The sequence below is a fragment of the Gordonia malaquae NBRC 108250 genome (genome assembly GCF_000344135.1).
In the GTDB taxonomy this organism is placed as follows: Bacteria; Actinomycetota; Actinomycetes; order Mycobacteriales; family Mycobacteriaceae; genus Gordonia; species Gordonia malaquae.
The window spans coordinates 1-14,178 of the sequence record NZ_BAOP01000053.1 but is presented as its reverse complement, the minus strand read 5'-3'; the positions used below and the strand labels follow the sequence as shown (position 1 = coordinate 14,178).

Sequence of the window (14,178 nt, the reverse complement as noted above, 5' to 3'; positions counted from 1 at the left end):
CAACGAGCAGGGGAACGTCGATTGTCGAGCGGGGGATGGTGAGCACTCGGAAGGCGGTGGATAGGGTGATCACATGCCTCAGGGAGTCCCCGAATCTGTCCCGAACGACGGTCTGACCACACGTCAGCGACGCAATCAGCCGGTGCTGGCGGTGCACACCGGACCAGGCAAGGGCAAGTCGACTGCAGCCTTCGGAATGGCGATGCGTGCGTGGAACGCCGGGATGGACGTCGCGGTGTTCCAGTTCGTGAAGAGCGCGAAGTGGAAGGTCGGCGAGGAGTCGACGATGACCGCGCTGGGTCGCCTTCACGAGCAGACCGGCGAAGGCGGACCGGTCGAGTGGCACAAGATGGGCCAGGGATGGTCGTGGATCCGCCGGAGCGACGACGCCGAACAGGACCATGCCGATGCGGCGCGTGCCGGTTGGACCGAGATCGCGCGGCGCATCGCATCGGAACAGCACGACTTCTACGTACTCGACGAATTCACCTATCCGCTGCACTGGGGATGGATCGACGTCGACGAAGTGGTGACCGCGCTCCGTGAGCGGCCCGGCCGCCAGCACGTCGTGATCACCGGTCGATACGCGCCCGATGCGCTCGTCGAAGCCGCCGACCTGGTCACCGAGATGACCAAGATCAAGCATCCGATGGACGCCGGCCGCAAAGGCCAGAAGGGCATCGAGTGGTGATCAGCACCCGCCCGTCACGTGGGCTGAGTGTTCCGACGATCGTCATCGCCGCACCGTCCTCCGGCAGCGGCAAGACGACGATCACCACCGGACTCATCGGTGCACTCGTCGCCGCAGGTCACCGGGTTGCGCCGTTCAAGGTGGGCCCGGACTACATCGACCCCGGATATCACGCAGTGGCCGCGGGCAGGCCTGGACGCAACCTCGACCCGAACCTCGTGGGGGAGCACCGCATCGGGCCGCTCTTCGCGGCGGGGTCGGCGGGCGCGGACATCGCGGTCGTCGAAGGCGTGATGGGCCTGTTCGACGGCCGGATCACCGACGACGACGGCACTCTCGGAGTCGGGTCCACCGCGCACGTCGCATCGCTGATCGGGGCCCCCGTGGTGCTGGTGGTCGACGCAGGCGGACACAGTCAGTCGCTTGCGGCCCTGCTGCACGGATTCGTCTCCTACGATCCGACGGTTCACGTGGCGGGCGTGATCCTCAATCGGGTCGGGTCCGATCGACATGAAGCGGTGCTGCGGCAGGCTGCGGACCGGGCGGGTCTGCCGGTGTTCGGTGTGGTCCGCCGAGACTCCGCGTTGTCGGTGCCGTCGCGGCACCTGGGACTGGTGCCCGCGGCGGAACGCAGCGCCGAGGCCGTGGCGTCCGTCGACGCGATCACTCGGCTGGTCGGCGCAGGCATCGACGTCGAGGCGATCATCCGTCTCGCAGCGACGGCCAGGGGCACCGACGTCGCACCGTGGTCCGCCGCCGACGAGATGGCCGAGCATCGTGTCGACACGAGACCTGTCGTGGCAGTCGCCCAGGGCGCGGCGTTCACATTCGGTTACGCCGAGCACCCAGAACTCCTGACCGCGGCAGGCGCCGATGTGGTGTCGTTCGATCCACTGCACGACAGGCTGCCCGAGCACACGTCGGCGGTGGTGATCGGAGGAGGCTTCCCGGAGGAGCACGCCGTCGACCTCGCCGCCAACGTGGGACTGCGCGCCGACCTCGCCCGCCATGCCGCGGCTGGACGTCCCGTCCACGCGGAATGTGCGGGGCTGCTGTATCTCTCGTCGATGCTCGACGGCCATGAGATGGTCGGAGCGATCGAGGCCGACGGCGCGTTCGGACCGCAACTGACCCTCGGCTACCGGGACGCAGTCGCCGTTGCCGACAGCGTGCTCTATCGCACCGGTGAGCGGGTCACCGGACACGAGTTCCACCGAAGCACCGTGGACTTCCGGGCGGACAGGACACCGGCGTGGGCCTGGCGCGCAGGAGAGACGAACTGCGCGGACGGCTTCGTCTCAGGTGGCATTCATGCCTCTTACCTGCATGTTCACCCTGCGGGTGTGCCCGAATCGATCGGACGGTTCGTCGCCGCGGCAGGGCGGGCCCGATGACGTTCCAAGAGGTCCGCACGGCGGTCGACGCCCTCGCGGCCAAAGACGGCAACGATCCCACGGCTCTGCGTGATGTGCTCGAGGCAGTGCTTCTGGTCGGGCAGGGTCTCGAACTCGACCTCGCGCTGCAGCGGATCGTCGACGTTGCAGCAGGTGTGCTCGACGCACGATATTGTGCGCTCGGCGTCCGTGGTCCGGAACTGAGCCTGCAGGCGTTCGTCTACACGGGGATCAGTCCTGATGTGCGTGCGACGATGGGCCGACTGCCCGTCGGACACGGTGTGCTCGGCGAACTGCTTCACCATCCCGAGGTACTGCGCATCGAACGACTGTCGGACCACCCGGCGTCGATCGGGTTCCCTCCTCATCACCCGCCGATGAACACCTTCCTCGGGGCGCCGATCATCGTCCGCGGGGAGTTGTTCGGCAGCATCTACCTCACGGAGAAGCAGGGGGCGCCTGCCTTCACGGAGCTCGACGAGAAGATCGTCGCGGTGCTCGCCGTCGCCGCAGGCATCGCGGTCGACAACGCGCGTTCCTTCGAGAGCGCACAGACCCGCTTGCATTGGATGCAGTTGCTCGCCGACCGCGGCAGCGAACCGGTTCGTGGGATCTCACTCGACGACACGCTGACCGGCGTGTGCGCGGACGTTGCGGCGTTGAGTCACGCCACCGACGTGTATGTGGTGACGGGTGCGGAGCTCGTCGCACACACGGGAGATCCGGTGGACGTCGCCGACGTTGCAGACACATTCGGCGCGCGTGACGCAGGTCTCGCAGTGTCCGCTGTCGACGACGAGCGCGCGTGGCTGCGCGACGGCGCGAGGTGGGTCACCGTGCAACCGATTCAGGGGCCGCCCGGGCAGTTCCGCGCGATCGTCCTGACCCACGTCGATCGTCGAGTGTGGACCGCCGAAGAGGAAGCGGGGCTCGCCGGTGTCGCACGCGTCGCGTCGTTGTCGATCGCGTACGCGCAACAGCAGGAGCTGGCACGGGAGATGGAGGTCCTCTCCGACCGGCATCGGATCGCTCGTGACCTGCACGATCTGGTGATCCAACGACTGTTCGCGATCGGCATGTCGATGCAGACGATGAAGGCCCGGCCGGCCGAACTCGACGGCCGCATGGATCAGGCGATCACTGACCTCGACTCCACGATCGCCCAGATACGAACGTCGATCTTCGACCTTCACAGCAGTTCGGGCCAGAGCACGAGAACACTCCGGCGGCGGGTGCTCGACGTGGTCGCCGAGCTCGCCGCACATGCGCCGATCACCCCGAGCGTCGCGTTCTCCGGTCCGGTCGACACGATCGTCCCGGACACCTTGTCGCCGCACATCGAAGCGGTCCTGCGGGAAGGACTGTCGAACGCCCTCCGCCATTCCGACGCCGAGTGGATCGGCGTCCGGATCGTTGCGTCCGACAACCTCGTCGTGGAGGTGTCCGACGACGGTGTCGGCATACCGCAGGACGCTCGTCGCTCCGGCCTGCGGAACTTGGAACGCCGCGCGACAGAATGCGGCGGCGTCTTCAGCGAACGGTCCGCCCCAGGCGAAGGCACCACACTGACCTGGACGGTCCCGCTCGCCTGAGTGGTACCTCTGCGCGGGGGCGTGCCGCAATCGGGCGACGCATCGCCGCTGCGGTACCACTCGGGCGACAGTCTCGATCGTCTGTCTCCGACGGTCGAAGAGCTGAGTTCAGTCGACCAGTTCGCGCATGTGGACGCTGGAGTCGGGGAGGATGATCACCTCGCGGTCGTCCGTCAGGACGTGCAGGAATCCAGGCTCGGCCTCAAGGACGTACCCCTCGATGACGCCCTCGTCGGTCGTGATCCGTTCCGCGCCCATCCACGGAACATCGTTCACCGCGGCGAGGGTCAGAACGCCTGCGGCGGCGAGCATCGAGACGCGTCGACTCACCCGGAGCAATACGTCGTGCACGGCGCCGGTGCGCCACCACAGCCGCATGGCCGCGATGACGAGTCCGACGGCTGCGGCGCCCAGGAACGTCGACGGGTTGCCGAAGGTGACAGTCATCGACAGTGCCATCGTCAGGAGTGTCACCGCGCCCAGCACGATCGACACGGTGATGGTGCCGCGGTGTCGATCCATCGGCCACACCACGCGCATCAGCACGATCGGCAGCAGCAGCGCGATGAACACCCCCGTCAACACAGGCTGACCGACGACAGTCCCGAACGCGATCGGAAAGGCGTCCGAGAAGTCGAACGTGTCGGCGATCGCCGCGACCGTGTGCCAATCCCAATGTGCGACGGCGAGCATGCGGAGCACCAGGAACAGCACGGCGACCGACGCGGTCGTCCCGAGTTGAACGCTCAGTTCCCGGCCCTCGGACGGTCCACGATCGGACGCGTCGGGGTCAGCGGTCACGACCGCGCAGTTCTGTCGCCAGGACGGCGACCTGGGTGCGACGCTGCATGTCGAGCTTCGACAGGATGCGCGAGACGTAGTTCTTGATCGTCTTCTCGGCGAGGAACATGCGGTCGGCGATCTGCCGGTTGGTGAGTCCTTCGCCGATCAACGTGAACACTTCGCGCTCCTGCGACGTCAGTTGGGCCAGGGGATCGGTGGGTTCGCCCTTGCGCAGCTTCGCGAGCAGTGCGCCGGTGCTCTTCGGATCGAGCAGGGACCCGCCGTTGCCCACGGTCCGTACCGCTTCGATCAGGTTGTGGCCCAGGATCTGCTTGAGCACGAAGCCCGACGCGCCTGCGAGGACCGCCGCGAGGAGTGCGTCGTCGTCGGCGTAGCTGGTCAGCATCAAACACCGGATGTTCGGGTTCTCTGCGCGGACGTCTCGACACAGTTCCACGCCGTTGCCGTCGGGGAGTCGAACGTCGAGCACTGCGACGTCGGGTTCTGTGGAGGCGATGCCGACCCGGGCCTCGCCGACGGTTGCGGCTTCGCCCACCACAAGAAGGTCGTCTGCGGTCCCGAGCAGATCGCGGAGTCCACGTCGGACGAGTTCGTGGTCGTCGACGAGGAACACGCGTACTCGGCGTCGGGTGGGGTCAACGGGTCCTGCAGTCATGCGAGCAACGTTACCGCAGGTGAGGAGTGGACTCGGGGCCCAATCGACTCGGGACCTTCGGCTCAGGACATCATCGGGTCAGCGTCGTCATGGTGGAGGCATGACTGCACTGATCGGCTCGCCGATGACCGGCTCGGACCTGCTTCGTGAACTGCTTCCCGACTGCGAGCGGGAAGTCGAACGACACATGAAGCTCACCCGCGACTGGCATCCGCACGACTACGTCCCGTGGGACGACGGCCGCAATTTCGCAGCCCTCGGCGGTGTCGACTGGGACCCGGAGCAGTCGCAGCTGTCGGAGACGGCGAAGGCCGCGATGATCACCAACCTCCTGACGGAGGACAACCTGCCGTCGTACCACCGGGTGATCGCCGACAACTTCACCCTCGACGACGCATGGGGCTTCTGGGTGGGACGGTGGACCGCCGAGGAGATGCGTCACTCGATCGTGATGCGCGACTACCTCGTCGTCACCCGCGGTGTCGACCCGGTGGAGCTGGAGAATCTCCGAATGGAACACATGACCGGCGGATACAACCCGCTGCCGGACGACGACGGCCAGCGCGACCACAGTTTCGACATGCTGTACGCGGTGGCGTACGTGTCGTTCCAAGAACTGGCCACCAGGGTCAGTCACAAGAACACCGGCAAGGCGTGCGGCGACCCGATCGCCGACCGCATGCTGCAGCGCGTGGCCGCCGACGAGAACCTGCACATGATCTTCTACCGGAACATCGTCTCCGCAGCCCTCGACGTGGTGCCCGACGAGGCGATGGAGGCGATTTTCACGATCGTCTCGAACTTCGCCATGCCGGGAGCGACGATGCCGAACTTCCGGCGTAACGCCGTGTTGATCGCCAAGGGCGGCATCTACGACCTGCCGCAGCACATGAACGAAGTGGTGATGCCGGTGTTGCGCAAGTGGCGGATCTTCGATCGCGACGACTTCGGTCCGACCGGCCAGATGTACCGGGAGAAGCTCGCCGCCTTCCTCTCGGCGATGGACGTGAAGGTCACGAAGTTCGAGGAGTCGCGCGCACGGGCCCTGGCCCGGGCCGAAGCACGGATGTAACACGTCGCCGACTACTGTCAACGGTCATGGGGCACCCTCATTACCTGGCCGGACTGGACCTGCGAGACCGACGTGTTGTCGTCGTCGGAGGCGGAAGCGTCGCGCAGCGTCGCTTGCCGAATCTGCTGGCAGCGGGCGCGGACGTGCATGTGATCGCCGTCGATCCGACACCGACGATCGAGTCCGAACCTGCGGTGACCGTCCATCGCCGGGCGTACGCTGCCGGTGATCTCGCCGACGCCTGGTACGCCATCGCCTGCACCGACGATCCGGCGGTGAACGCCGCGGTCGTCGACGAGGCGACGGCAGGCCGGATCTTCTGCGTCCGGGCCGACGACGGTTCGTCCGGCACCGCGGTGACACCGGCGTCCGGACATCACCGTGATCTGCAGTTCGGAGTTCTGGCCGGGGGCGATCACCGTCGTTCCGCGGCGGCCCGCGCCGCGATCACCGCGGCGTTCGCAGACGGCACGTCGTTGACCGTCGAGGACGACAACCGTCATGCGCCGGGTGTCGCGCTCGTCGGCGGTGGGCCCGGCGCGGCGGACATGATCACCGTCCGCGGACGCAGGCTGCTCGCCGAGGCCGACGTCGTGGTAGCCGATCGCCTGGCTCCCGTCGCACTGCTCGACGAACTCGGTCCACAAGTGGAGATCATCGACGCGGCGAAGGTTCCGTACGGCCGCGCGATGCGCCAGGAGCAGATCAATGAGATTCTCGTCGATCGGGCCAAAGCGGGGAAGTTCGTCGTCCGTCTGAAGGGCGGGGATCCGTATGTGTACGGGCGTGGATTCGAAGAACTGCAGGCGTGTGTCGAGGCCGGTGTCCCGGTGACGGTGGTCCCCGGTGTCACGAGCCCGATCTCGGCGCCCGGCCTCGCGGGAATCCCGGTGACCCACCGGGGAGTGACCCACGAGTTCGTCGTCGTGTCCGGTCACGTCGCACCCGATCATCCGGACTCGCTGACGAACTGGAACGCACTCGCGCAGTTGCGGGGCACGATCGTGCTGATGATGGCGGTCAAGCGGATCGACGTGTTCGCCCAGGCACTGCTCGACGGAGGGCGCCCGGCGGACACTCCCGTCGCCTTCATCGAGAACGCATCTCGCCCCGATCAGCGGCTCATCCGCACGGATCTCTCTCATGCGGCGCAGGCCGCGAGTGACGAGGGACTGATCGCGCCCGCTATCGCGGTGATCGGTCCGGTCGCCGGATTCACCGACGTCGATCGTGCGGTGCTCCTGTGAACGCCCGCATCGCCGCCGGGGTGTCCGGTTCACTTCTGCTCGTGGCCGCCATCGCAGCATGGTTCGTGAATCCGGTGGTCACCGCCGTGCTCGTGGGACTGGCAGTGGTGGTGATGTCGGGGTGGCAGATGTACCGCCGTCGCGCAGGCATCGAACCGCTCCCCGAATCCGGTTTCACCACGATCGTCGTCCCGCTCGTGTTCGGCGGGCTCGCGGTCACGGCTCTCAACGGCTGGATCTACCGAATCTCCGCCGACGCGGGCTCGGGATCCGGCGACTTGCGCATGCTGATCGGGCTGATCACCGGCGTCATCGGGATGGCCGCGGCGTACGGTTACGGCCGCATCCGCGCGCAGAAGGCTCAGATCGCGGCGATCGACGACGAGGACTGACTTCAGGGTGCGAATCGGTGTCATCAGGTGGCACCGATTCACCCTTAATCTGTGTCAGCCCTCCGTGACCACCGTGATCTCGATCGGTGAGGTGATCTCCACTCGCTGACCGGCGTCGGACAGCACGGCGGCCAGCCCGTTGATGTCACGGACGTTCCGGCGTGTGCGGACGAGTTCGTGTGCGACGAGGCCCTTGTAGTGCTTGTTGAAGTGGCTGACCACCTTGCGGGTACCGTTCGCGTACTCGGTGACGACGGTTGCGGTCACTGCGCCTGCAACGGGCCCGAGCTTCTGGTAGACGCCCGACCGCAGGTCGACCACGAAGTCGTCGATCGCATCGAGCGCGGGGGAGAGGACTGGTTTCCACACGGAGCCGAGTGTCCCGAAACCGGGAAGCTTCGATCCGCCCGAGAGTCGATACGCCGGAATCTCGTCGGTGGCCGAGACGACGCCGAACAGCGCCGATCCCACCATGAGCCGGTCGGCGGCCTTCGCCTTGGACGCGCGGGTCATTCCCGGGTAGTCCAGGGCGTCGTAGAGGACGCCCGTGTACCGAGTGATCGCCGGACGGGTCGGACTGGTGAACAACTCGGCGTTGCGGGCGACCTCGGCGATCGCCGCGTCGCTCGCGCCCAGTCCGAGTGCCTCGCGGGAGGCGTCGAGATCGGACGACAGCGTGACGACGGCGTCGGCCAAACGTCTGCGGACGTCGGTGAGTGCAGGAAGCGACAGCGATTCGAGGTCGAGCGGGACCGACGTCCCGCCGTCGGACTTGGTCTCCGAAGGAGGCAGGATCACGAGCACGCGACCACCCTAACGAACGCGACGTGACCCGCACTAAGCTGGACTACCGTGATCACACGCATGTCCGCACTGTTCCTCCGCACGCTCCGCGACGACCCCGCCGACGCCGAGGTTCCGAGCCACAAGCTCCTCGTCCGCGCAGGCTACATCCGACGCACCGCACCGGGCGTCTACTCGTGGCTGCCGCTCGGCCTGCGGGTGTTCCGGAACGTCGAACAGGTCGTGCGCGACGAGATGGACGCGATGGGCGCGCAGGAGATCCTGCTGCCCGCCCTGCTCCCTCGTGATCCGTACGAGTCGACCGGCCGGTGGACCGAGTACGGCCCCAATCTGTTCCGCCTCAAGGACCGCAAGGGCGCCGAGATGCTGCTCGGTCCCACCCACGAGGAGATCTTCACCCAGCTGGTGAAGGGCGAGTACAGCTCGTACAAAGATCTCCCAGTGATCCTGTACCAGGTTCAGACCAAGTACCGCGACGAAGAACGTCCCCGCGCAGGCATTCTCCGCGGGCGCGAGTTCGTGATGAAGGACTCGTACTCCTTCGACCTCGACGACGCGGGTCTGCAGGTCTCGTACGACAAGCACCGCGCCGCGTACCAGAACGTCTTCGACCGTCTCGGCGTCAAGTACGTGATCGTCAAGGCGACCGCAGGCGCGATGGGCGGCAGCCAGTCCGAAGAATTTCTCGCCGAGTGCGAGGTGGGCGAGGACACCTTCGTTCGCAGCACCGAGTCCGACTACGCAGCCAACGTCGAAGCCGTCGTCACCACCGTGCCGTCGGCGCGGCCGATCGACGGTCTGCCCGCCGCTGTGGCCCACGAGACCGGCGACACTCCGACCATCGACACTCTCGTCGACTGGGCGAACGCGACCCTCGGCGGGGAGTACACCGCTGCAGACACCCTCAAGAACGTGATGGTCAAGATCCGCAAGCCGGGAGGCGAGTGGGAGATCACCGCGATCGGCGTGCCAGGCGACCGCGAAGTCGACTTCAAGCGGCTCGAGGCGTCCGTGGAGCCCTCAGAGGTCGAGCTGCTGGAGGAGTCCGACTTCGTCTCGAACCCCGCGCTGGTCAAGGGCTACATCGGTCCCAAGGGAGTGCAGGGCGCCGGATTCACGTATCTCGTCGACCCGCGAGTCGTCGAGGGCACGTCGTGGATCACGGGCGCCGACGTGAAGGGTCAGCACTTCGTCGACCTCGTCGTGGGCCGCGACTTCACTCCGGACGGAGTGATCGAGGCCGCATCGGTGCGCGACGGCGACCCGTCGCCCGACGGCAAGGGTGTTCTGACCTCGGCCAAGGGCATTGAGATCGGGCACATCTTCCAGCTCGGCCGCAAGTACGCCGACGCCTTCGAGCTCGACGTCCTCGGCGAGAACGGCAAGCCGGTCCGCGTCACGATGGGGTCGTACGGGCTCGGCGTCTCGCGCATGGTCGCGGTCCTCGCCGAGCAGATGCACGACGACAAGGGGCTGCGTTGGCCGCGCGAGGTCGCGCCGTTCGACGTTCACCTGGTGATCGCCAACAAGGATGAGGCCGCCGTCGCAGGCGCCGAGGATCTCGCCGCCGAACTCGACGCGGCGGGCGTCTCGGTGCTTCTCGACGATCGCAAGGCGTCACCCGGTGTGAAGTTCAAGGACTCCGAACTCCTCGGCATGCCGATCGTCGTCGTCGTCGGACGTGGCTGGTCCAACGGCACCGTCGAGATCCGGGACCGCTTCACCGGTGAAGCCGTGGAAGCGCCGGTCGACAGTGCCACCGACGCCGTTCTCGCCGCAGTACGCGGCTAGCGTCTAAGGTTCCCCGATTCCGCCGATTTCGCCGGCGCGCAGCCGGAAATCGCGCGGATCGGGGAACGTTACGCGCCGGGGAAGGGGACGGTCGTCGGAGAGACGCCCTGCGACGCCCTCCAGTGTGCGATGCGCAGTGCGGAATCGGTGAGGCCGTCGACTCCGAGCCTGCGGGCCGCGGTGTCTGATGCTTGTTCAACGAGGGCTCGATAGGCCTGCGCGCACGTGTTCTCCGCCTGCAGGATGGCCTTTCCGGCAGTGGCGCCGTCGGTCACGTCGAACGGCAGTGTGTAGCCGGCCGCGGGTACTCGTTCGTTCGACCCCGCCGTGACCAGCGCATTGTTCAGCGCGTCGCGGCGAACCCGGTGCGCGGCGATGTACGTGCCCACGGCGGCTCGGTCGTCGCCCGTTGCGAATGCGGTGGCGAGACCGTACACGAAGATCGCGGTGTTCTCGGCGTCGGCCGCAGTGGAGAGTGCGTCGACCTGGGTCATGCGAGCTGGACCTCCGTGAGAGTGCGGCACGCGGCCGAGGTGGATGCGAGCAATCCCGCGACGAACCCCTCGGCGGCGACCGCCGACGTCGCGGCCGACTTGGTGGACGCGGTGATCGCCGAACGCAGGGCGTCGATCGTGGTGATGGCGGGTCCCGCGTCGTCGATCCGTGCCGCCGACGAGGAGTGAAGTCTGTTCACTTCGTCACGCAACGCCTGTGCGTGTTCGCCTCGCTGCGCCGCGACCACTGCAAGCGCTGCTGTGTATTCGGTGACCCGCGGGCCGAGCGACTGAGCGGCCTTCTGCTCACGAACCGCCGCCTGCGCATGCTGGACCAGCATCTCGGCGGTGTCTCGCCGCTCGTCGACCGTCGGGCCACATGCTGTCACCGATACGCCGGCGACAACGACGAGGGGGACCGCAGCCGCTCCGCGTAGGACTGCTCGGCGGGATGGACCGGGGTACGGGGATAGGGCAGTCACGTTGTCGAATTCTGCCAGTCCGTCGAATCGACTACACTCAGCAGGCCCCGAACGGTGCGTTCTCGGCCACGTAGAGTGGACCGTCGGAACGGGGCGCGGATCAGGAAAGTCACGAGGTGAGGGCACGATGAGCGGCGACAAGACCGAGTTGATCGGAACGGTCGTCGAACCGGTTCTCACCGACGCAGGATACGACCTCGAAGAGGTCGCACTGCTGACTCCGCCGGGACGACGTGACGTCCGCATCGTCGTCGACCGAGACGGTGGAGCGAGTCTCGACGCGATCGCCGAGCTGAGCCGAGCTGTCGACGAGGCGCTGGAAGCGTCCGGGGTGATGGGCGAACAGCCGTACGACCTCGAGCTCACGACACCGGGCGTCGGGCGACCGCTCACCGCGGAACGCCACTGGCGGCGCTCGACCGGCCGGACCGTGAAAGTCGCGTACACGGTCGACGGAGTCGACAAGGACGTCGTGGGGCGGATCGGACCGATCGCCGAGGGAGTGGTGACACTCGTCAAAGCGGACAAGGGTCGCCTCTCGACGGTCGACGTGGTCCTCGACACGGTCACGCGCGCTGTGGTCGACGTCGACTTCCGCCGGCCAGACGAAGCGGAGTTGCGGGCCTGCGGCCTCGACGACGCCGAGATCGCGCGGCGGCGCGAACGCACAGACGACTGAACACAGAACTGAACAGACAACTCAACCCGACAAGCGAATAGGAGTCGCCATGCACATCGATATCAGTGCTCTCCGCCTGATCGAAGCCGACAAGGGCGTGTCCATCGACACCGTCATCACCGCCATCGAATCGGCGCTGCTCACCGCCTACCGGCACACCGACGGCTTCGCGCCGAACGCCAGGATCGACGTCGACCGCAAGAGCGGCGCCGTCCGGGTGATGGCGCAGGAGGTCGACGAAGCAGGCGTCGTCGTTCACGAATGGGACGACACTCCTGAAGGATTCGGCCGCATCGCCGCCACGACCGCCCGTCAGGTGATCCTGCAGCGTCTCCGCGACGCCGAGAACGAGAAGAACTACGGCGAGCTCGCGGCCCACGAAGGCGAAGTCGTCGGCGGCGTGGTCCAGGCCGACGCCCGGCTCAACGCCAAGGGCATCATCGTCGTCCAGATCGGGTCGGACGCCAATGCCACCGAGGGCATCATTCCGCCTGTCGAGCAGGTTCCGGGCGAGCAGTACAAGCACGGCGACCGCATCAAGTGCTACGTCGTCGGAGTGACGCGCGGAATGCGCGGACCGCAGATCACCCTGTCGCGCACCCACCCGAACCTCGTCCGCAAGCTCTTCGCGCTCGAGGTGCCGGAGATCGCCGACGGCTCGGTCGAGATCGTCGCGGTCGCGCGCGAGGCAGGCCACCGCTCGAAGATCGCCGTCCACACCGGCGTCAACGGGCTCAACGCGAAGGGCGCGTGCATCGGCCCGATGGGCCAGCGGGTCCGCAACGTGATGAGCGAGCTGTCCGGCGAGAAGATCGACATCATCGACTTCGCATCCGATCCCGCGGTCTTCGTCGGCAACGCGCTGTCGCCGGCGAAGGTGCTGTCGGTCACCGTCATCGACGCCGAGACCAACGCCGCGCGAGTCATCGTGCCCGACTACCAACTGTCGCTCGCAATCGGCAAGGAGGGGCAGAACGCGCGCCTGGCTGCACGTCTGACCGGGTGGCGCATCGACATCCGCTCCGACACCGGCGACGGCGGGCCTCGTGAGACTCCGGAGAGCACTGAGGGGGACGTCACACCTGACGCGGCGCACGACAATGCGGTGACGTCCGGCCCGTCCGATGAGCTAGACTGACCTGTGGCTCCTCGAACGTCGACCGCGCCGGTCCGTACGTGCATCGGATGCCGCCGTCGCGACAACGCTCCCGAACTGGTGCGTGTTGTCGCTCGGCGAGCGCCCGGTGAACCGAGCACCGTGGTGATCGACACCACGAGGAGTCTGCCGGGACGTGGCGCCTGGCTGCATCACTCCGCCGACTGTGTGTCGGCCGCGATGCGGCGACGAGCCTTCGGTCCGGCGCTACGGGATCGCGGTCTCACCGTGAACCCGCAGGACCTCGCCGATCTGATCGACGAGATCACGCCAACAGATCCCACGCGGGATCAGGACAGGTAGCAGAGAACCATGAGCACACCGTGAAGTCTCCACGATGAGCACGTTGACCGAATAAATCGAGGTCGCAGCGGGAAGCCCGCTCGACCTCCAAGTGAGGAGAGCAGTGGCAGGCAAGGCCCGCGTTCACGAACTGGCCAAGGAACTCGGCGTTCCCAGCAAGACAGTGCTGGAGCGCCTGAAGGAACAAGGCGAGTTCGTCAAATCCGCATCGTCGACAGTGGAAGCCCCCGTGGCTCGTCGACTGCGTGAATCCTTCTCCGGCGGATCCGCCGGAGGTGACGCCCCCAAGGCGTCCCCTAAGCCCTCGGCTGCGAAGCCGAGCCCCGCGAAGCCGGGCGTCCCCGGTCCCAAGCCCGGTGCGCCGAAGCCCGCAGCAGCAGCACCCGCACCGGCGGCTCCGTCGCCGCGTCCGGCAACTCCCGGACCTCGTCCGGGCCCCGCGCCGACTCCGGCGGCTCCCGCCGCACCGGCACCGAAGCCCGAAGCTCCGCAGGCGCCTGCCGCGGCCGCTCCGACACCGTCGGCCCCCGCAGCGTCAGCTGCTGCTCCGGGTCCGAAGCCGGCCGGACCCCGCCCGGGTCCGCGCCCCGGTCCGCGTGCACCGCGTGTCGGCAACAACCCG

At 67.2% G+C, this 14,178-nt stretch carries 16 protein-coding genes; 11 read left to right on the top strand and 5 right to left on the bottom strand.

The window, feature by feature from the left end; all coding sequences use genetic code 11:
• Positions 1-73: 73 nt before the first annotated feature.
• Genes cobO through GM1_RS20510 form a run of 3 tightly spaced genes read left to right on the top strand, consistent with a single transcriptional unit; the run spans position 74 to position 3,677 of the window.
• Positions 74-691: a cob(I)yrinic acid a,c-diamide adenosyltransferase gene (cobO, locus tag GM1_RS20520; protein ID WP_008382125.1), complete on the top strand. Its 618-nt coding sequence runs from the start codon at positions 74-76 to the stop codon at positions 689-691.
• Positions 685-2,085, top strand: a complete 1,401-nt coding sequence (locus GM1_RS20515) for a cobyrinic acid a,c-diamide synthase CobB (protein ID WP_008382123.1) — start codon at positions 685-687, stop codon at positions 2,083-2,085. Before cobO ends, GM1_RS20515 begins: the two co-directional genes overlap by 7 nt.
• Positions 2,082-3,677 (top strand): GAF domain-containing sensor histidine kinase, encoded by a 1,596-nt coding sequence (locus GM1_RS20510; RefSeq protein ID WP_008382122.1) that lies wholly within the window; start codon positions 2,082-2,084, stop codon positions 3,675-3,677. Before GM1_RS20515 ends, GM1_RS20510 begins: the two co-directional genes overlap by 4 nt.
• Before the next feature lie 108 nt (positions 3,678-3,785).
• Here the strand turns inward: GM1_RS20510 and GM1_RS20505 are convergent, their stop codons facing one another.
• Together GM1_RS20505 and GM1_RS20500 are read right to left on the bottom strand one after the other, a co-directional pair.
• Positions 3,786-4,478 (bottom strand): hypothetical protein, encoded by a 693-nt coding sequence (locus GM1_RS20505; protein WP_008382121.1) that lies wholly within the window; start codon positions 4,476-4,478, stop codon positions 3,786-3,788.
• The gene (locus tag GM1_RS20500; protein WP_040520887.1) at positions 4,468-5,136 is read right to left on the bottom strand and encodes a response regulator; all 669 of its coding nucleotides are present in this window, start codon (positions 5,134-5,136) and stop codon (positions 4,468-4,470) included. Before GM1_RS20500 ends, GM1_RS20505 begins: the two co-directional genes overlap by 11 nt.
• Before the next feature lie 100 nt (positions 5,137-5,236).
• Between GM1_RS20500 and GM1_RS20495 the strand changes: the two genes are divergently transcribed.
• Genes GM1_RS20495 through GM1_RS20485 form a run of 3 tightly spaced genes read left to right on the top strand, consistent with a single transcriptional unit; the run spans position 5,237 to position 7,847 of the window.
• Complete coding sequence (locus GM1_RS20495; RefSeq protein ID WP_008382119.1) at positions 5,237-6,208, top strand: acyl-ACP desaturase; 972 nt, start codon at positions 5,237-5,239, stop codon at positions 6,206-6,208.
• Between the two features lie 26 nt (positions 6,209-6,234).
• Positions 6,235-7,455, top strand: a complete 1,221-nt coding sequence (gene cobA / locus GM1_RS20490; protein WP_008382118.1) for a uroporphyrinogen-III C-methyltransferase — start codon at positions 6,235-6,237, stop codon at positions 7,453-7,455.
• Positions 7,452-7,847, top strand: a complete 396-nt coding sequence (locus GM1_RS20485) for a hypothetical protein (RefSeq protein WP_008382117.1) — start codon at positions 7,452-7,454, stop codon at positions 7,845-7,847. The genes cobA and GM1_RS20485 overlap by 4 nt, the downstream gene beginning before the upstream one ends.
• A 54-nt stretch (positions 7,848-7,901) precedes the next feature.
• On the opposite strand, the gene GM1_RS20480 is transcribed toward GM1_RS20485, so the two are convergent.
• Positions 7,902-8,651 (bottom strand): YaaA family protein, encoded by a 750-nt coding sequence (locus tag GM1_RS20480; RefSeq protein ID WP_008382116.1) that lies wholly within the window; start codon positions 8,649-8,651, stop codon positions 7,902-7,904.
• Positions 8,652-8,711: 60 nt separating this feature from the next.
• On the opposite strand from GM1_RS20480, the gene GM1_RS20475 reads away from it, so the two are divergent.
• Positions 8,712-10,442 (top strand): proline--tRNA ligase, encoded by a 1,731-nt coding sequence (locus GM1_RS20475; protein ID WP_040520891.1) that lies wholly within the window; start codon positions 8,712-8,714, stop codon positions 10,440-10,442.
• Positions 10,443-10,510: 68 nt separating this feature from the next.
• Here the strand turns inward: GM1_RS20475 and GM1_RS20470 are convergent, their stop codons facing one another.
• Positions 10,511-10,936: a ferritin-like domain-containing protein gene (locus GM1_RS20470; RefSeq protein ID WP_008382114.1), complete on the bottom strand. Its 426-nt coding sequence runs from the start codon at positions 10,934-10,936 to the stop codon at positions 10,511-10,513.
• The gene (locus GM1_RS20465) at positions 10,933-11,418 is read right to left on the bottom strand and encodes a hypothetical protein (protein ID WP_040520885.1); all 486 of its coding nucleotides are present in this window, start codon (positions 11,416-11,418) and stop codon (positions 10,933-10,935) included. Before GM1_RS20465 ends, GM1_RS20470 begins: the two co-directional genes overlap by 4 nt.
• Before the next feature lie 127 nt (positions 11,419-11,545).
• On the opposite strand from GM1_RS20465, the gene rimP reads away from it, so the two are divergent.
• From rimP to GM1_RS20445, 4 genes are all read left to right on the top strand, one after another.
• Complete coding sequence (gene rimP, locus GM1_RS20460) at positions 11,546-12,097, top strand: ribosome maturation factor RimP (RefSeq protein WP_008382112.1); 552 nt, start codon at positions 11,546-11,548, stop codon at positions 12,095-12,097.
• Positions 12,098-12,146: 49 nt separating this feature from the next.
• Complete coding sequence (gene nusA, locus GM1_RS20455; protein ID WP_008382111.1) at positions 12,147-13,235, top strand: transcription termination factor NusA; 1,089 nt, start codon at positions 12,147-12,149, stop codon at positions 13,233-13,235.
• Positions 13,236-13,238: 3 nt separating this feature from the next.
• Positions 13,239-13,556, top strand: coding sequence for a YlxR family protein (locus GM1_RS20450; protein ID WP_040520883.1), 318 nt, complete (start codon positions 13,239-13,241; stop codon positions 13,554-13,556).
• Between the two features lie 103 nt (positions 13,557-13,659).
• A partial coding sequence (locus tag GM1_RS20445) for a translation initiation factor IF-2 N-terminal domain-containing protein (protein WP_008382110.1) occupies positions 13,660-14,178 on the top strand: 519 nt, incomplete at its 3' end.

Coding starts and splice junctions, on each gene's coding strand:
- rimP (WP_008382112.1), top strand. CDS start 11,546: ATGAGCGGCGACAAGACCGAGTTGATCGGAACGGTCGTCGAACCGGTT.
- GM1_RS20495 (WP_008382119.1), top strand. CDS start 5,237: ATGACTGCACTGATCGGCTCGCCGATGACCGGCTCGGACCTGCTTCGT.
- GM1_RS20510 (WP_008382122.1), top strand. CDS start 2,082: ATGACGTTCCAAGAGGTCCGCACGGCGGTCGACGCCCTCGCGGCCAAA.
- cobO (WP_008382125.1), top strand. CDS start 74: ATGCCTCAGGGAGTCCCCGAATCTGTCCCGAACGACGGTCTGACCACA.
- GM1_RS20475 (WP_040520891.1), top strand. CDS start 8,712: ATGTCCGCACTGTTCCTCCGCACGCTCCGCGACGACCCCGCCGACGCC.
- GM1_RS20500 (WP_040520887.1), bottom strand. CDS start 5,136: ATGACTGCAGGACCCGTTGACCCCACCCGACGCCGAGTACGCGTGTTC.
- nusA (WP_008382111.1), top strand. CDS start 12,147: ATGCACATCGATATCAGTGCTCTCCGCCTGATCGAAGCCGACAAGGGC.
- GM1_RS20470 (WP_008382114.1), bottom strand. CDS start 10,936: ATGACCCAGGTCGACGCACTCTCCACTGCGGCCGACGCCGAGAACACC.
- cobA (WP_008382118.1), top strand. CDS start 6,235: ATGGGGCACCCTCATTACCTGGCCGGACTGGACCTGCGAGACCGACGT.